This window comes from Anaplasma platys (assembly GCF_012790675.1).
Lineage (GTDB): Bacteria > Pseudomonadota > Alphaproteobacteria > Rickettsiales > Anaplasmataceae > Anaplasma > Anaplasma platys.
Map to the genome: position 1 here is coordinate 356179 of NZ_CP046391.1, position 17361 is coordinate 373539.

A 17361-nucleotide genomic window follows, 5' to 3' on the forward strand; every position below is an offset into this window, starting at 1 on the left:
GCATAACTTTAGTAAGATCTGCAGAAATGAGGTGTAGATAATGCTGGATTCCTTGTTGGTATTCGACATAGAGACAATACCGGATACCGATAGCTGTAATAATTTGTTGGGTAAGGAAATTGGGGCCGATGACGATGTTGCAGCCAAGCGGGAAGCAATGGTCAACTACCACCTAGAAATTACCAATGGGCAGAATCCTTTTTTAAGACAACCTTTCCACCGGGTGGTGGCAATTAGCTTTTTGCGGGCAGATATAAAGAGAGAAGGGAGCCATGAGAGTTTTATTTTGCGTGAAGTCCGTTCTGGAAGCAGTGGTTTAACTTCGGAAAAGGAGCTAATCAAGGGTTTTTTTGGTTACGTTGCCGCTGTGAAGCCTCGTATTGTTACCTTTAATGGGCGAACTTTTGACTTTCCGGTGCTGAAGTACAGGGCGATGGTTCATGGGGTGCAAGCTGAGTACTTATATAGGTCTGGGGACAAGTGGAGTAACTATTTTCAGAGGTACAGTGTGGATTGGCATTGTGACCTGCTTGACTACCTCTCAGATTTTGGAACATCTGCGAGGGTAAAAATGCACGAGGTGTGCTCTGTCTTAGGGTTTCCTGGTAAGACTGGTACAGACGGATCAGATGTAATGGGATTATACGATAAGGGCGAATTAGATAGCATAAGGGATTACTGCGAAACCGATGTGATAAATACCTATTTGATTTATTTGAGACTAATGCAGCATCAGGGCAGACTTACTACTAATAACTATAACTCCTGTATAGAAGGGGTTTTAGAGTACTTGAAAGCAAGTGGCAAAGAACACTTTGCAGATTTTGTGACAGACTGGGGAGTGGCGAACAAGGGGCAGTTTTACCTGGTACCCTAGTCTAGATCAAGGCTTCCAGGCCACATTTGTACTCTGATAATCGTGCAGGGAGCTGGTATGTTTGACAACACTAACTATAAGGTAGGCGGCATGTTGCGGGGTTTTCTCTGGTGCTGTTCCATTGGACAAATCTTAGCGTGTAGCCTTATTCTAGAATAATTATGTTATGAACTTATGCGGTAAAATCCCTTGTTTATGTTGCCTTAGGCATGTGCATTGTAGCAGCTAGGACTCACGGTTTTACCGGTAACGTTGCTGCAAGAGCTGAGATTTGCCTAGAAGTGTGGTAAGAATAAGCGTTGAGTTACTGTGCATGAAATTGCGCTCCAGATGGTATCGACTCTTAGTAACTTTTAAAAGTATTGAACTTAACTTGCTCTGTTGTCTTAAACGGGGGATATTAGATATAGTAACCATTTGTCTAGTGGAGATACTGGGAGTTACGTGTTGCACCTGTCATCTATGTAGCAGAATATGCCCTTTGAAAGGCTGCTTCACTAGCGCATGTGTATGCTTGATAATCTGGAGTTAATAATCAGTAGGGTACAATCGTGACTCGCGTACCGCGGTGCTTTGCGCGAGATGGTAGGCAAAAGGTGCCCCAGGCTTTGTTTGCAGTTTTGAGGGTACACTGCTTCTTGTACGGGAGGCTTTCTGGGCGTTCAATGTCCGATAAACTCTGACTTCGTTGTAAGATTCCAGTAGAATAAAAGAGCGTGTTTTTGTAAGCGCAATACGCGCTCAATGGAGTGTATTAGTTTCTCCCGTAGATTTTCCATTTAGGTTTGCACTGCCTGATCGTTGGGTGGTATTGTAAGTAGGCCCAGGAGGTATTTTCAATGAAGTCAGCTAAGTATATCGTCTTTTGGCTTGGGCTCACCGTGAGCGTAGCCTTGCTGTATGATGTCAAACAGAAAATACACCAAAAAGTGGGGGCAACTGCTGCCAGCGTCTTATCGCCTGTTTATGGTGTGGGGGCGTCTTTTCGCAAGTCCAGCGATGGACACTTTTACATACATGCATCAATAAACGGAGAGAATATCAGATTTTTAGTAGATACAGGGGCTACAGACGTCGTTCTTTCTGCAAGTGATGCCCATAAGATAGGAGCCCACATGCGCGCTCCTCAAAGATCTAAAACTTACCACACGGCGAACGGGGCTATAGAGGCTTCTTACTTTGTTATCCCTGAAGTTAGAATAGGGAATTTGGTCGCAAGGAACGTAGGTGCGAGTATCAGTTCTTCCCAGATGGAGACTTCGTTATTGGGAATGAGCTTCCTACAAAACTTTCAGTTTATAATGAAAAAGAATGAGCTGGTTTTATACCAAAATTAGCCCACTTTGTAATTAGTCATACAGTTCAACGTTTGACATTACTTGCTATTGGGCAGTATTTCTTGCTTTCGCTAAGTAGCAACACGCTACCTGCTCGATCATTTTTCTCAAATTGTCCAAAACTATTACGCCCTTGTTGTGCTACCCTCGGGTGACATAGCATAAAAGAAGGCCTGAAGGGCGGAACTTTTCTCAGTAAACGGCTATTTAAACAAAGTTTTATAGTATGCTTTGAAGAAAAGTTTTTCTGCTGTGTGTAGGTCTTTTTAATGGGAAATGATGGCATGTATTTGAGATTGCGGGATTTCAGGGTGATCATGGAGGCTCATGGCCTTGAGGCCTTCTTGCTGCAGAATACCGACGAATATCAATCTGAACAAGTGCCAGATAATTTACAGCGCGTGCGGTGGCTAAGCGGCTTTAGTGGCTCAAATGCCATGCTTATAGTGTGCAGGAGAGGAAAAAACAAATTTTATACCGATGGCAGATATGCGCTGCAGGCAGACATAGAAGTAGATAAAGATTATTTTGATGTCTATGACCTAAGTAAAACTAGTCCGGCTGATTGGCTTAGTGAAAACTTGCCGGATGGTAAGGTAGTAGGCTATGATGGCGAGTTGTTTTCTCTGAGACAGATAAAAAAGTACGAAAAGTTTTGTTTGAAAATGCTGCCGTTCATAGCAATAGACCAGATGTGGCACCGTTGTAAGGCGGTACCGCAGCAAATTGTAGAGCATTCCATAGAGTTTACGGGTCTTGCCAGTTGTGACAAAAGAGCCACGCTGGCTTCTAACATGGGTGACTGTGAGGCGGTACTAATTACGGATACTGACGCAATTTCCTGGCTTCTCAATATACGCAACCTTGCGTTCAAATATAACCCCACGGTGTTATCCAGAGCCATTTTGTACTGTGATGGGAGTGCCGACCTTTTTGTTGCTGATGTTGCGGGGGTGAAGATTGAGAATCCTGGAGTTAATGTGCGCCCGATGGATGAGCTTTTGAATGTGTTAAAGGGTCTGAATAACCTTGCAGTGGATGAGGCGACAATTCCGATGTCGATATTTTGTGAAATCAAAGACAGAGTGTCCTCAATAGGGAGAGAAAGCCCGTGTTCTGTAGCAAAGGCTACGAAAAACGCCACAGAAATTGCCGGCATGAAAAAGGCGCACATCAGAGACGGCGTGGCCATCGTGAACTTTCTCTACTGGTTGGAAAATAAGATTGCATGTGGGGAAACAGTTACTGAGCTTGATGCTTCGCACAAGGTGAGCGAGTTTCGTGGTCAGCAAGAGATGTTTTTGGGCGAGAGTTTTGAAACAATTTCTGGCTACAGGGGGAATGGGGCCATTGTTCACTATCGGGCCAGTGAGAGCAGTAACAAGGTCATAGAACCCGATGGTCTGTATTTGGTGGATTCAGGTGGGCAATATTGTGATGGGACGACTGATATAACCAGAACAGTTGCTGTGGGATCTCCCACGATAGAAGAAATGACAAATTTCACTCTGGTATTAAAAGGTTTTATATCGTTGGCGAGAGCAGTGTTTCCTGAAGGTACCGCTGGGGGATCCTTAGACGTTTTGGCACGCCAACATCTCTGGCGTGAAGGGTTAGATTACGGGCACTCAACAGGACATGGAGTGGGCAGTTTCCTATCAGTTCATGAGGGGCCGCAGGCTATTGCGCTCAGGAATACGGTGGGGCTGCTGCCGGGCATGGTGCTATCCAATGAGCCTGGGTACTACAAGCAAGGTGCATACGGTATTAGGGTTGAAAACCTGATGTACGTTGAAAGAGGAAGCGATGGTTTTTGTAAATTTCAGCAGCTTACTTGCGTTCCAATAGACAAAAAGATGATCATGCGTAATATGCTTAGCGATGAGGAGAGAGAATTTATAGATCGCTATCACAGCTTTGTTTACGAGTCTATTGCTTCTCGCCTGGACGGGCAGGTGAAAAGTTGGCTCGATGACGCGTGTAAGCGTCTGTGATCACCAGTGGGTCAAGATTCGTGCTATGGGTTCCAAGGCGTTGCGTCGCGGATGCTGCGGGGTGCTCGCGTAGTTTTCTGTGCGGAAACAGGCGTTCTGTGACCAACTATAGGGACTTTTTTAATCTATGATAGTATTAGAGCAGTAATGTTACTATTGACGCGACCTGTTGCTGATTCCATCAAGTCTAAGAATGTTCTCGTTGCCTTGGGTTTTGAGGTTTTCATAGAGCCCATGTTTGAAGTTGTATACCATCCTACTACAATACCTAAAATCCATGAGTATGATCTAGTGATAGCAACAAGCCGTCACGGCATAACAGGTCTTGCAAGAGTTACTGAGGCAAGGGATATACCGATGGTTACCGTTGGTGATAGCAGCAGAGAACATGCCATAGATTTGGGGTTTGTGGCTGTTGATACAGTAAGTGGCACAGTATCTGACCTACTGCAATATTTGAAGCATGAGGCATGTGGGTCAAGGGTTCTTTACGTGCGAGGGACTCACACATCATATGCCCTGTGCAGCAGTGCCGTGCAACTTGATGTGAGTTTAGAAGAAGTGGTGTTATATGGCACTGATGAGAGTAGCGGACTCAGTGCAAAGTGCTCCCACTTGCTATCCTCAGGGGGTATATCTGGAATTCTTTTTTACTCTACAAGGACCGCAGAAATTTTTATGGAGCTGGCTGCAAGCAATCAACAGCAAGGACATTTATGCCATATTAAGGCGTATACAATAAGCCCAAGGGCAAAACAAGTGCTTAGGGATTATGGTTGGAAAGAAATTTTGGTTTCGGAACATCCCACAGAAGTGTCGCTGTTTGAATTGTTGCTACACAAAGCAAGATAATACTTAAACATTGACCGTATTGTGCTGCGTCAGCGGCTAAGGGGTTTATTTTTCACCTAGGGTGTTTTTATTGGACGAAAAATAGTGGACCTGTGCCACGGAAGAGGATACTTAACGGGTGTTACGGGCAAGAGAAGAGATATGTTAAGCTTGTGGTTGTCTAGATTTAATATTGCCCTAAGGGGAGGGGTTTTCTTATCAGTTGCAGTCTTTATCTTTGTGCTGCCGGATGTTCATGCTGCAAAGAAGGGAGCTATAGTGGGGTTATTGTCCACCAAGTCGTCCACCTACGTAGGGGAATATCGTACTGCCGTCGACGTTAGGAATGTGCTTCTCAAGCTGGGGGCCAAGAAGGTTGTTATTATAGATTACAACGCTATTACCAAGTCTTTGGGCGGAAACAACATAGATTCCACAAGCCTGTACAAACATTTGAATGAGTTTTTGTTGAAGAATAAGATCGACAGGATATTTATTCCCGGAAACTACTACAACATAAACAGTGCTCCATTGCCTCCCGGGCCGCATAGGCAGATGGTTACTGATGCAGTAGTGAGAGTGATGAAAGATCGCCCTAATTTAAAACTTCTTGCAATCTGTGGTGGGCTACAGGGGGTTTTGCATGCACAAGGTGTCAGTATCAAGAGGGTGCAGAGCATCCTCAACTCTTCGGAAATGGCGGAGTCGCACCTGTCTTCTGTTAATCATCCCAGGGAGCCTGGTGCATCGTTATTAAGGGTGGAGGCTGTTCCTGGCAGCGCTCTAGCAAAAATAGTTGAAAGGGTGCGCGATCCTGAAGACGCCACCCTTAGATTCTATGTTCCTGATATGCACAGGGAAGGAGTGGACACCAGCGTTGAAAACATGGAGCGATTGCGAGCTCTTGGATATAGAGTATCTGCAATGGCAGATGATGGGATCATCGAAGGGTTGGAGGATGCTCGGGGCAATATGCTCCTTCAGATGCATCCAGAGTTTTTGCTGGTGAATGCCAGTAAAAAAATAGGTAAGAACCCTGAAGTTGACATATCAATAAAGATAGCAAATGATATTATTGGTTACTTCCTTTCAGACTCCAGCGGAGAATAAGGAGGAAAGTTACTGTGTGCACAGGTAGGGGTTCTGGTATAGTACTGCGGGGAATTTGTATCAAGCCCTTCGTAGGTGACTTTTGACTCGTTTTGCCAGGTGGATGTTTCCTGTCATTTCGTGGCACTGTCACTAGATAACTTCGTGGTTTTTTGGTTGCGGTAGGACGGGGTACATTTAAAAGTATTGCCCTTTTTATTGAGTGGTGTTTCCAATTTTAAGGCACGGTTCTGTATCAGGGAAGGATGGCGTATCCATGATAGCTGAGGTTGTGTTACCGGTCCCCTTGGATCGGGCGTTCTACTATCTAGTAAGAGACGATACAAACGTTTCCGTCGGGGATTATGTAAGCGTACCGTTCGGCAGTAGAATGGCGGTGGGCCTGGTTATGCAGCTTCAAGAGAGTGTCGAGCTCGAGATTGAACTGAAGTACATTCAAAATAGGTTGGATCTTCCGCCTATCGGGGCAGAGTTTATAGGTTTTATCCAGTGGATGAGCAGCTATAACATAATCCCGATGGGAACAGTTCTCAAAATGGTGCTAGGTGGCATGCCATCGGCGAAGCTGCTTTCAAAGACCCGTGAAAGGTTGCAGGGTGGTGGCAGCACTGAGGAAAGGCCTTCAAACCATCAGCTTTCTGAAGAGCAAAGTACGGCATGTGCCAAAATCCTGGAGTTATCTACTGGGTTTAACATCACGGTACTGGATGGTAAAACTGGATCCGGTAAAACAGAGGTTTACTGTGCTGCGATAAGAAAGCTGCTTCTGAAAAGTCCCGGAGCACAAATTTTGATTCTTCTGCCGGAAATTGTGTTAGCTACCCAGCTGATGAAGCGGGTTTTCGAGCATTTTTCTGGGCACAATCCCGTAGAGTGGCATTCCGGGTTAACGCCCAAGAAGCGACGTGAGAATTGGCTTGCAGTCGCTTATGGAGCGGCTTCTATCATTGTAGGAGCGCGATCCGCGCTGTTTCTGCCGTATAGAGATTTAAAGATGATCATAGTGGATGAAGAGCACGAATCATCCTATAAGCAAGATTCTGGTATGGTTTATAACGCCAGGGACATGGCTATTGTTCTGGCTAAAGCAGTGAAGATTCCGGTGGTGTTGTGTACAGCAACCCCGGCACTGGAGACTATGTACAACGTAGAACAAGGAAAGTACCACCATGTGGTATTACAGCGCAGGTTTGGTGAAGCGGTGATGCCAGATATAATCGTGGCGGACATGCGTAACACCGAGCTGAAAAACGCCTGGCTCTCTACGGAGCTATACGAGAAAATATCCTCCACTATAGCCAAGGGGCATCAGGCTATGCTATTCCTCAATCGTCGGGGATATGCGAGATTAGTGCTATGTAAAAAATGTGGATATAAAGTAAATTGCCCGCATTGTAGCACTTGGTTGACAGAGCACCGGATATTGGGGTCTTTAATATGCCACTACTGCGGACATAGCCGCGCTATTTTACGGCAGTGTCCAGAGTGTCTAGAAGACAGTACTATGAACCCTTACGGAGTAGGTATTGAGAGAATAGCCGAAGGTATAGAAGAACTAATACCTGGCGTGAGAACTGCCATTCTCAGCAGCGATATCGGAACCAAAGAAGCTAATCGTGTAATCGAGCTGATTCTTGCTGGCGAAGTGGACATCATTATCGGGACCCAGATAATTGCTAAGGGGCATAACTTTCCCAAATTGACCTTGGTCGGCGTGGTAGATGCAGATTTAGGTTTGGGAAATAGCGACCTTCGGGCTGCTGAGAAAACATATCAACTGCTACACCAGGTTGCTGGTAGGTCAGGTAGGTATAAAGAAAAGGGACAGGTGGTGCTACAAACTTACGACCCTGAAAGCTCGGTAATAAAATCACTCATTTCAAGCAACCGGGAGGACTTTTACGCTGAAGAGTTAAAATCGAGAAAAATCGCTGACATGCCACCTTATGTAAGGTTGGTCTCGATAGTAATTTCCGGTAAGGAAGAGAACAAGGTCGTTAATGTTGCGCACGAAATAGCAAGGTATCTTTCTAACAGTGTCACAGTTTGGGGGCCAGCTCCAGCGCCCATAAGCCTGGTCAACAACATGTACAGGTATAGAATTCTCCTAAAGGTACCAAAGATGTCTGCGGTCAGGGGACTGCTGTCTATATGTCGCGAAAAATACAAGAAACTGCCAACAGTTCGTGTGGTTATTGATGTTGATCCCATTAATTTTATTTGACCCCCCTTGACGTTGCCGCAAGCTTGTAAAGGGGGTTCACATTGCTTGGTGACGCATGAGTGAGAATGATGCTCATGGTGAGGCGAATCTGGAGATTAATCAGCGTTGTCACTAATACCAGCACATTTGAGTTCTTTATCATTGCGTGGAAGTTTTTAGTGAGTTGTTGCTGAGATGTCACAGAGTTGTGCTGTCCTGAGAGGTGAAGTAGAAGCAGTTCAACCGCTGTGGGCAGATTGCCTTCCGCACCAGCGTTTTAGAGATAAGAGGTTATTGACTACTCTGATCATCTTGATAGAATGTGTGATCGGCGCGCTTTTCACGGGGGTTTTGGTGAGTAGGGTTTGTGATATTACGGGGACTTCGAAGTCATTTGGTAACAATGTTTCCCACTCCAACAGGAAGACTAAGAGAAGTTACCTTGTAAATCTGCATAACGTTACTTTGGTTAGCGAAGTCCTTGGGAGAAAGTTTAGAGTAAAAGTGGCGAGTCGCACGCTTCGCACTATCGACTATAAAGGGGGATTGGACCTCTATTTGTTGAACACTGCTTCTAGAAAGTTGACAGAGGAAGCTCAGAAGATAAAGAGAAAAATCAAGGCTGCTATCGCGGCTGGAAAATCAAAGCAGTGTGGTTCCCTATAGTTTCCGGCGTTCGCGGGGGATGCCGTTCATCAGGGTTTGGTTGCGTTCGCGTCCTGGTGGGTTTGCAGTACCTCGATAATGTGGGCTATGTCCACACTGGGAGCAGAAGAGAAAGATAGCTGCTTCTTTGTATTAGGGTGTTGAAATTTTAGTGTGCTGGCGTGTAGTGCTTGTCTTTTAAAGTTGCGTACTTCCGGTATTCCGCAGCGGGAGCTCTTCCGATCGTTTTTACCGTACTTTTGATCTCCGATTATCGAATGTCCTATGTAGCTCATGTGAACCCTGATCTGGTGTGTCCGTCCGGTGTGTAGTATGCAGCGGACTTGACTGGCAATGTCTCCAAAGGTTCTTTCTACGATGTATTCTGTACATGCAGGTTTCCCGCCAAATTTCGAGACTTCCATCATGTCTCTTGCTATAGGATTTTTGCGGATGTTGGCATTCACCACGCCATTCATAGTTCGGGGCACTCCCCACAATAGGGCTGTGTATTCCTTTACAAATTTTTTTTCTGCAAGTGCTTGCGACAAAAAGTAATAAGCATCAGCGGTTTTCGCCACAACCATGAGACCACTGGTATCCTTGTCCAACCTCTGAACAATGCCCGGCCTTTTATCGCTGCCTACAGACCGTATATTGTCACCGCAGTGTGCTATTAGGGCATGGGAAATAGTGTTGTTTCCGGTGTTATTTCCAGGGTGAACTACGGTGCCTGGAGCCTTATTCAGCACCATTATGTGATCGTCTTCAAACACTATTGCCAGAGCTAAGTCATAGTTGGGTTCCATTGTGCTGTCTGTGGCCACGGGTGGTAATCGTACTTCGTACGTCTCGCCCGTTTGTGTTATGTGGCTATTACTGGTCAAAGGCGTTCCCGCGCGCGTTACTAAGCCTGCGACGACCAGGTGCTGCACTCTGTTGCGTGACAGGCCTAGTGTTCGCGATATTACTGAATCCAGCCGTTGTCTTGCACTTGTTTCTTCTATGAGTATCCTGTGAACGGTTGACATGTTTTTCTAATATCCGTCTAACTGTTTCGCGAAGCTTGATGCCATTCCATAGTATAGGATTTTGGCGCGTTGTTAGCACGTTCAATAAATGTTTTTCCAGGGGTCAAATGGTCCTTGTGTACCAGTTGCCCCGTTTTTTCTCCGTGTGGGCCGGGATTATGTAAGGTGATATAAAGCAGATATCATATGGCATATCTACGTTAGTGTGCAATGACAGGTGATTCTCTCATAAATGTTGGTTGAGTATAAGTTGTATATAAGCCAGCAAAAGAGGCGCTTATTGTATCTTAAACTAGGCTGCAAAAAATATTGTTTGCAGTGTGAGGGTGCAAAGGTAGAATCGGGTTGTCTAGTTGAGCTGCTGGTTAGGAAGTTGAGCAGCATTAAGGTTTAGATTTATCTGTTGGCCACATGATAAAAAGGATACTTATTGCGAATAGGGGGGAAATTGCGTGCAGGATAGCGCGAACCGCTCACAAGATGGGAATAAAATGCGTTGGTATCTATTCGGATGCTGATATAGGGGCTTTACACACCCAATGCATGGACGAAAAAGTGCATGTTGGGCCCAGTCAGGCAAGCCAAAGTTATCTAAATATAGATAAAATTTGCAGCGTTGCAGTTAGCGCGGGTGTGGACGCTGTGCATCCGGGCTATGGGTTTCTCTCGGAAAATGCTGATTTCCCCGAAAAGCTGGCAGAGCATGGCATAGGATTTATAGGTCCTGTACCGTCTTCCATGCGTATGATGGCGGATAAAGTTGTCTCTAAGAAGATAGCCAAGGACGCCGGAGTTGCCGTTGTTCCCGGATTTATGGGTGTCATCGGTTCTGTGGATGAGGCCAAGGAGATAAGCAGGTCTTTAGGCTTTCCGGTGATGATTAAAGCAGCGGCGGGTGGCGGTGGTAAGGGAATGCGTGTGGTAAGGCACGAGAAAGACCTAGATCAAGCGTTTTCTTCCGCGACCAACGAGGCTTCCAAGAGCTTTAGTGATAGCAGGATATTCATCGAGAAGTATATAGAATTTCCTCGGCACATAGAAATTCAGATACTGGCCGATAAACACGGTAACGTGATCTGTTTGGGGGAAAGGGAGTGCTCGATACAGAGAAATAACCAAAAGGTACTGGAGGAAACTCCAAGTCCGTTTTTAGATGGAAAAACGAGAAGCGCGATGTACGCGCAGTGTGTGAGTTTGGCCAAGAGGGTGAACTACTGTTCTGCTGGAACGGTGGAGTTTATTGTTAACGCAGACAGAGAGTTTTTCTTTCTTGAGATGAACACCAGATTGCAGGTAGAGCATCCGGTTACTGAGCTTGTGACGGGGATAGACCTGGTAGAACAGATGATTAAAATCGCCGATGGTGAGGCGATCTCTTTGTCACAAGAAGATGTGAGCTTCATGGGTGCAGCTATTGAGGCTCGAGTTTATGCTGAGGATCCAAGAAAGGGCTTTTTGCCATCTAGTGGTCGTATATCTCACTATAGCGAGCCCCCTGCCAACACGAATTTGAGAATAGATAGCGGAGTTACTGAAGGCTCTTTCGTGAGCATGTTTTACGATCCAATGATCGCTAAAGTTTCTACCCATGCAGAAACTAGGATAGAAGCTATAGAAGCGATGAAAAAGTCGCTATCATGCTTCAATATTGAAGGGGTGGTCAATAACATAGATTTCTTACTTTCCTTGTTCTGCCACCCGGTGTTTGTTGCTGGGGATACTAATACGGGTTTTATCCCAGAGTTTTACGCGTCGGGTTTCAAGGGTGACCCCCTAACCCCAGAAGCGGGAAAGATACTCTCTTTGGCACTTGTGTATATATACCTTGAGAGTGAAGCAAGGGATTATGGAGGGGATTATACTCCTAGCGGGAGGATATGTGCTCGCGTTGGGGATATGAAGTATGTTATGAACGCAAGGTGTTCGGAAGGGCGGGTGTTTGCGTCCTTAGATGAGCAGGACGGTTTTGCTGTTTTGCAGGGCTCCTGGACCGGTGATTACAAGGTGTTAGATATTTGTATAGGGGATGAACATCACTGCATTAAAGTTGGCAGATGTGCTAGTAGGTACCGTCTGAGATATTTGGCGGTGGATGCGATGTGTACGGTATACGAAGAGCGGGTTGATAAGTTCATGGAGTTTATGCCCGAGCCGCAGGATGAGTCTGTGTCTTTGGATTCAATAATTTCTCCCATTGCCGGCATGATAGTGGATATCTATGTGAAGAAGGGGGATAAAGTTGCTGTAGGGCAGCCTGTACTGGTTATAGAAGCCATGAAAATGGAAAATCTGATTTGTTCGGAAATAGAAGCGGAAGTTGAGGAGGTTTTCCTTGAGCCTGGTAAAAGCGTTGCGCAAGGAGAAGTAATATTAAAGTTTGTTGCGTCGGAGGACTGATCGCTAATTTTGCTGCAATAGTGGTAATGCAGGAGCGGGTTTTTGACTATAAAACTTTCGTCAACAAATTTGCGGGGATAGTAGAGGGTTTTCTTATGATGCCCAAAAAAAGTTCTGCTATTTTGCCTAAAGCTCTGTATCATGTTCGGCCAAGGGTAAAGGTTGTAATATGACAGCGTGGCCCAGCCTAGTAAGTCCTTTAACGAGATTACTATCTGCAGCGGGTTTTGAGCATCCCTTAAGGGGGTTGAAGTCGGTAAACGCTGATGCATTGCTGTCGCGTGTTTTGTGCTTCTCTGTTAGGCGCGACAAATGCTTTCTCCACTGACGAATACGGTTCGCGTAGAGTATTTGGTTATGGATGTTGGCAACAGGTGTTGAAGGAGTGATTAGGTAGTAGCGTTCAAAAGCCGCAACAGCTGCACAACTTAATGTGGTGCGGTTGGTTGTATATTGGACGCAGAAAAGAAGCGCAATGAGTATTTTTGTATTGTGAAGCCTAAGTAAAGAGATTTTGTACGACATATGCTGCTGCCTTGTGGAAGCATATGTATTCTTCTGATGACAAAAAGCCAAATGGTATGGGTTTCAATGCATTGTGTACTGGCGAGACGATAGTAGTTGGCAAGTGCTCCGAGTTTTTTATGTTGCATTTATTGTTGGGTAGGATAGGTGTTATTTTAGTTCAAGTATGCTGAAGTACGCTAGGTTGGGTGTTCAGAGCCGAATACAGAATTTTTTTACCGGACACATTTACAATGTAACCTTTGTTCTGTCTAATTACTGTGGGGTTTGGTACTAAATATGCCTAAAGAGGCTATGGATCTTCCAGATAATAACGCTAACAACAGCGAAAGCTCTGATTTCAGAGCGCACGCCAAGGTAAGGTTGGAAGATCTTCAGGCCGAAGAGTTCATAAAAGAGCTTGCTAGGGAATTTGCGGAGTTTAATGCGCAAAACGCCCCGCAGCCGAATCTCGATGAAGGCTCGTATGAGCTAACAGAGGGCAAAGAAGCAGTACGGGTCAAAGATTTGGTGCAGCAAGATGAGCTGTTTGTGTCAAAAGACGGCACGGAGCTGCGTAAATCGTTTCTCAGACGCATGTTGCAATTTTTTGTCGAATACTACGAAAAGCTCATTGCTCCAGGAAAAGCTGAGGGGAGCTACAGAAGCTACACTTCTAGAGAGCTGCGTAAGAAGAAGTTGCTCCTAGAAGCTATGATCGATATTTTGAAGAAGCTGCTTTTGGGTTCGAAAACACGTAGCTTGCTGGATCTTATCGACGGACAAATAATGGAGCTGAGAAAGGCTTTGGAGAATGAGCAAGATCCCGAAATGCGTAAAGTGCTGCAAGATAGGATAAACCTCCTAATGCAGCTAAGAACTCAGCTGATGAATGCCAGGTCTGTTGGCGGGCTAGAGCAATTTTTTATGTTATTACTTGGTAGTAGACTGGCCGCAGTTTCTTATACATCCCCAGGGGAGGCGTTGGGGAGCAGCATCAACTTTTCCGTGTCAATGGGGCGTATGTTTAACATTGGCAATGTCAATTTTGGTGGTATGGCAAAGGAGATGGGTGGCATCAGTGCCGATATAGTGCCCGCTCCCATGTATCAACTAACATCGCAGATTTCTCTTTCACTAATAACAGCGCAAACAGCGGTAAGTTCTGCATTGTGGGCAGCCAAGCTACAAGGAGTGGCGCTACCGGAGTATATGGCGTTCCATTCTGCTCCAAACAGGATGGATGATTATGTTTCCAATGCCCTTTTAAGCGTGTTCAACAGGATAGTGAGGGCTATAGTAAGTGAGGTAGCCAATGTTTTTTATGCTGTATACAAGAATACAGCATCCTTTGTTGCGGGGGCTGATATACAACAGGGGCGGGGGTTAGCTGCTCGCAACTTACATGCACATAAAAATGCCCATGAGCGTGCTCCTGCCCATGATGTCGCAGCCGATCATCAGCAACATCACAATGCTGTACAGCAAGACTTTCACCAACAGTTACATATCCGTTTGGAGCACAATAGGGTACGAGAAGAAAGGTCAGAGCGCTCTACAGAGGCAGACACATTTTTTGGAGTGCGGGCCGGTATTATGACTTGCGACGCGACTCGACTTACTTATACATACAACGGCACCTGTATAGAACAAGCGATAAGAATGCAGCGGCAATCTCCTGACACTGCGATGGAACGGGCATCAGTGACTACCGTGGTACAAAGCCAAGTAGTTAGTGAGCAGCTTAGCAGTGGTAGGTAGATTGCCAAGCCAACATCGTGGCGAGATTTTAGTGTGCCGAAAGACGTTGGTGAAAAGAGCATGGCGTTTCCTCATCGTTGTCGCGAGCCAGCGTATAATCCTTTCCTATCCGGAATCGGCAGCAGCTTGAGTTAGTAGTAGAAGGCCTGAGGGGCCGTGAAAAGCACATTTATATTCGAAGAAATGTCCTCCAGCAGCATTCAGCTTAGGTGGTTTTTTTGTGTGATGGTAACGTGCTGCAGCTGGTGATACAAAAGGAAAGCATAGCTCCGTGCATTGGTAAGAAGGGCGGCATTTTTATTTTAAGTAGTGTGGCGCAGCATTTAAATCTGACTGCTGGGACGTGCCAGCTTTGCACTGTGTGGACTCCTGATGCTTGTGGCTTAGGGGTAAACAAGGGGCTCAAGCTTGCTTTGTAGGAATTCACATAGTTACAGTCTGCGGCAAAGGCAAACTTTATAGCGACGTAGTGGTGGTGTAATTTGACTTTTAGTGTCTCATGCGCTTTCTTAGGTTATTTATTGTCAACAATCTTGCAGCTATTTTCTAGCGCAAAACGCAAACTTAATACTTCTTGTTGTGTGCTTTGGCGTGCGCAACACATTTGTGTGAGCTGTGACTGGGTTTTGTTGAGTGGTGCGTTTCCTTGGGCATACGTGGGGATCGTAGCGCGAAAGCTTCTGGATACCCGCTGGTACGAGAAGTTATAGGTTGTTGACAGATATTTTAATTTTCACTACGCTTCTCTCAGTTTATCACTGGTAGCTATGAACAATAAGCCCGATTGGCTAAGGGTGAGAATGCCAGGCGGTCAGGTGTTTGATGAAGTCAAAGGGCTAGTCAAGCGTCACGAGCTCAATACTGTGTGCGAGGAGGCCGCGTGTCCTAATATAGGTGAGTGCTGGAACAAGCGGCATGCCACGATAATGGTTATGGGGGCCGTGTGTACCAGGGCCTGTGCGTTCTGCAATGTTAAGCTTGGAGTACCTAAAGCGCTTGATCTTGGTGAGCCTGAAAGGGTGGGGGCTGCGGTCGGTAAATTGGGCTTGAAGCACGTGGTGATCACTTCGGTGGATAGGGATGATCTTCCTGATGGAGGGGCGAGCCACTTTGCGAAGTGCGTACGTGAGATAAGGAAGCGTGATCCTGCAGTTACAATAGAGATACTTACCCCGGATTTTCAGGGTAAGCCAGGGGCAGTAGACATTATAGCCTCGGCGTGTCCCGATGTGTATAACCATAATCTGGAGACGGTGCCTAGGTTGTATGCTAAGGTAAGGCCCAGGGCCAAGTACTTTAACTCGCTCCATTTACTCAGGCAAGTTAAAGATAAGACGCCGGGTGTATTCACTAAGTCGGGTCTCATGGTGGGTCTGGGAGAGCAGAAGGAGGAGGTCTATCAAGTGATGGATGACCTCAGGTGTGCGGGTGTGGACTTTATAGTTGTTGGGCAATATCTGCAGCCCACAAAGGATAACATAGACGTGCACCGTTATGTTACTCCCGAGGAGTTTGAGCAATACAAGCGTATGGCGTATGCTAAGGGGTTTACCATGGTGGCAGCAAGCCCGCTTGCTAGGTCATCTTATCATGCTGAAGATGACTTTTTGAAGCTCAAGGCTATGAGAGCAGCGCAGCATGTAAGTCATGCTCAGGCTGTCAATGCCGGCGTGTAGAGAAGTTTGTGCACTCATAGCTCAGTGGATAGAGCGCTACCCTCCGGAGGTAGAGGTCGCAGGTTCGAATCCTGCTGAGTGCGTTCTCTTGTGGTGGCGTTAGGCATTTAGGTTTTTTATATCGTAAGATGCGGAGATAGAGACGACACGCATTGGTCTATGCATTCTTCGCTATTTGGTAATGTGCAGGCAGTTCCGTGAGTTTGTGGCGTACATGTAGGTTTTGTTGTCACAGAGCAGATGCATGTTACCGGTTTGCCACACAAGGCATCATAAATCATAGCGGAGCAAGGATGTGACTGTTGGTGGTTATAAAATTTCTCAAGGTCATCCGGATGCTAAGCAGTGCGTGCTGGGGTCTTCGCTGAAGGATGGATTCACGTGGAATAAAGCTTGCAAGTGTCATTGTGGTATGGCTGATAGTTACCGGTAGGTGGTTGCGCTTTCTGTTGATGCTTGTTTCTCTAGATGCCGGGAAGGTTGCTCTTAGCAATTGGATGTGGATTTAATCTAATAATAGCTTGCGGACAGCACGGAACTATAGTTGTCTGAGCGATTGTGCTGTACTGCATGGTCCTGGTCTTGTGTCAACGCTTATGACTAGTGAATTACCTATGAAAGGCTTTAACCTATTCAACCGTGTCAAAAGCACTATAATGTTTACTTATTTCGTCGGATTCAGTGCAGCAACTATGGTCGAAGTATGGGGAAAGATTACCCATATGCATCGCACCTTTTCGCGTTGAACCATTTTTTGGCACATTACCAGGAAAGTTGTTGTTCCAGAGACAAGGGCCCTTTTTGCGGCGCCAACGTGTTAACGTGCATCTTTCGAGTTTCTTGTATGTGGGTAGGTTCTTTCTGCGTTTTTCTTGTAGTCCATACATTATAGCCTGGGATCTATGTGCGATGAAGTAGTGAAGTGTTTTGGTTTGGGGCAAAATCATGAATGACAGCGTAAACTGTTCCGGTTCTAGGGTGTGTTATTTTCCTGG

Annotated in this window: 14 protein-coding genes and 1 tRNA gene; 13 read left to right on the forward strand and 2 right to left on the reverse strand. The window is 45.8% G+C overall.

What is annotated here, in order from left to right; genetic code table 11:
* The first annotated feature begins 40 nt into the window (after positions 1 to 40).
* The 7 genes from ANPL_RS01550 to rpmB all read left to right on the forward strand — a co-directional run bounded on the left by ANPL_RS01550 (position 41) and on the right by rpmB (position 9018).
* Positions 41 to 877: a 3'-5' exonuclease gene (locus ANPL_RS01550; protein ID WP_169193052.1), complete on the forward strand. Its 837-nt coding sequence runs from the start codon at positions 41 to 43 to the stop codon at positions 875 to 877.
* Positions 878 to 1716: 839 nt separating this feature from the next.
* Complete coding sequence (locus tag ANPL_RS01555; protein WP_169193053.1) at positions 1717 to 2214, forward strand: retropepsin-like aspartic protease family protein; 498 nt, start codon at positions 1717 to 1719, stop codon at positions 2212 to 2214.
* A 269-nt stretch (positions 2215 to 2483) separates the two neighbouring features.
* Positions 2484 to 4208: an aminopeptidase P family protein gene (locus tag ANPL_RS01560; protein WP_236822868.1), complete on the forward strand. Its 1725-nt coding sequence runs from the start codon at positions 2484 to 2486 to the stop codon at positions 4206 to 4208.
* 147 nt (positions 4209 to 4355) lie between these two features.
* The gene (locus ANPL_RS01565; RefSeq protein ID WP_169193054.1) at positions 4356 to 5060 is read left to right on the forward strand and encodes a uroporphyrinogen-III synthase; all 705 of its coding nucleotides are present in this window, start codon (positions 4356 to 4358) and stop codon (positions 5058 to 5060) included.
* A gap of 141 nt (positions 5061 to 5201) precedes the next feature.
* A complete protein-coding gene (locus ANPL_RS01570; RefSeq protein WP_169193055.1) occupies positions 5202 to 6149 on the forward strand; it encodes a gamma-glutamyl-gamma-aminobutyrate hydrolase family protein in 948 nt (315 codons plus the stop codon).
* 256 nt (positions 6150 to 6405) lie between these two features.
* Entirely contained in the window at positions 6406 to 8373 is a 1968-nt protein-coding gene (priA, locus tag ANPL_RS01575; RefSeq protein WP_169193056.1) for a replication restart helicase PriA, read from the forward strand.
* 333 nt (positions 8374 to 8706) lie between these two features.
* Positions 8707 to 9018 carry a 50S ribosomal protein L28 gene (rpmB, locus tag ANPL_RS01580; protein WP_169193606.1) on the forward strand — a complete coding sequence of 104 codons (312 nt, stop codon included), beginning with the start codon at positions 8707 to 8709 and terminating at the stop codon, positions 9016 to 9018.
* A 29-nt stretch (positions 9019 to 9047) separates the two neighbouring features.
* On the opposite strand, the gene ANPL_RS01585 is transcribed toward rpmB, so the two are convergent.
* Positions 9048 to 10028, reverse strand: a complete 981-nt coding sequence (locus tag ANPL_RS01585; RefSeq protein ID WP_169193057.1) for an RluA family pseudouridine synthase — start codon at positions 10026 to 10028, stop codon at positions 9048 to 9050.
* Positions 10029 to 10439: 411 nt separating this feature from the next.
* Here ANPL_RS01585 and ANPL_RS01590 point away from each other — a divergent pair, with 411 nt between their 5' ends.
* On the forward strand, positions 10440 to 12425 hold the full coding sequence (locus ANPL_RS01590) for an acetyl-CoA carboxylase biotin carboxylase subunit (protein ID WP_169193058.1): 1986 nt from the start codon (positions 10440 to 10442) through the stop codon (positions 12423 to 12425).
* Between the two features lie 126 nt (positions 12426 to 12551).
* Here the strand turns inward: ANPL_RS01590 and ANPL_RS04740 are convergent, their stop codons facing one another.
* Positions 12552 to 12950, reverse strand: coding sequence for a hypothetical protein (locus tag ANPL_RS04740; RefSeq protein WP_236822869.1), 399 nt, complete (start codon positions 12948 to 12950; stop codon positions 12552 to 12554).
* Between the two features lie 279 nt (positions 12951 to 13229).
* Here ANPL_RS04740 and ANPL_RS01595 point away from each other — a divergent pair, with 279 nt between their 5' ends.
* The 5 genes from ANPL_RS01595 (at position 13230) to ANPL_RS04745 (ending at position 16799) form a co-directional block, all read left to right on the forward strand.
* A complete protein-coding gene (locus tag ANPL_RS01595; protein ID WP_169193059.1) occupies positions 13230 to 14690 on the forward strand; it encodes a hypothetical protein in 1461 nt (486 codons plus the stop codon).
* A gap of 218 nt (positions 14691 to 14908) precedes the next feature.
* A complete protein-coding gene (locus ANPL_RS01600; protein WP_169193060.1) occupies positions 14909 to 15109 on the forward strand; it encodes a hypothetical protein in 201 nt (66 codons plus the stop codon).
* A 348-nt stretch (positions 15110 to 15457) separates the two neighbouring features.
* On the forward strand, positions 15458 to 16366 hold the full coding sequence (gene lipA / locus ANPL_RS01605) for a lipoyl synthase (protein ID WP_169193061.1): 909 nt from the start codon (positions 15458 to 15460) through the stop codon (positions 16364 to 16366).
* A 10-nt stretch (positions 16367 to 16376) separates the two neighbouring features.
* Positions 16377 to 16449 (forward strand) — tRNA-Arg (locus ANPL_RS01610).
* Positions 16450 to 16661: 212 nt separating this feature from the next.
* Positions 16662 to 16799 carry a hypothetical protein gene (locus ANPL_RS04745; protein ID WP_236822870.1) on the forward strand — a complete coding sequence of 46 codons (138 nt, stop codon included), beginning with the start codon at positions 16662 to 16664 and terminating at the stop codon, positions 16797 to 16799.
* Positions 16800 to 17361 lie beyond the last annotated feature (562 nt).

Coding starts and splice junctions, on each gene's coding strand:
- ANPL_RS01550 (WP_169193052.1), top strand. CDS start 41: ATGCTGGATTCCTTGTTGGTATTCGACATAGAGACAATACCGGATACC.
- ANPL_RS01555 (WP_169193053.1), top strand. CDS start 1,717: ATGAAGTCAGCTAAGTATATCGTCTTTTGGCTTGGGCTCACCGTGAGC.
- ANPL_RS01560 (WP_236822868.1), top strand. CDS start 2,484: ATGGGAAATGATGGCATGTATTTGAGATTGCGGGATTTCAGGGTGATC.
- ANPL_RS01565 (WP_169193054.1), top strand. CDS start 4,356: ATGTTACTATTGACGCGACCTGTTGCTGATTCCATCAAGTCTAAGAAT.
- ANPL_RS01570 (WP_169193055.1), top strand. CDS start 5,202: ATGTTAAGCTTGTGGTTGTCTAGATTTAATATTGCCCTAAGGGGAGGG.
- priA (WP_169193056.1), top strand. CDS start 6,406: ATGATAGCTGAGGTTGTGTTACCGGTCCCCTTGGATCGGGCGTTCTAC.
- ANPL_RS01585 (WP_169193057.1), bottom strand. CDS start 10,028: ATGTCAACCGTTCACAGGATACTCATAGAAGAAACAAGTGCAAGACAA.
- ANPL_RS01590 (WP_169193058.1), top strand. CDS start 10,440: ATGATAAAAAGGATACTTATTGCGAATAGGGGGGAAATTGCGTGCAGG.
- ANPL_RS04740 (WP_236822869.1), bottom strand. CDS start 12,950: ATGTCGTACAAAATCTCTTTACTTAGGCTTCACAATACAAAAATACTC.
- ANPL_RS01595 (WP_169193059.1), top strand. CDS start 13,230: ATGCCTAAAGAGGCTATGGATCTTCCAGATAATAACGCTAACAACAGC.
- lipA (WP_169193061.1), top strand. CDS start 15,458: ATGAACAATAAGCCCGATTGGCTAAGGGTGAGAATGCCAGGCGGTCAG.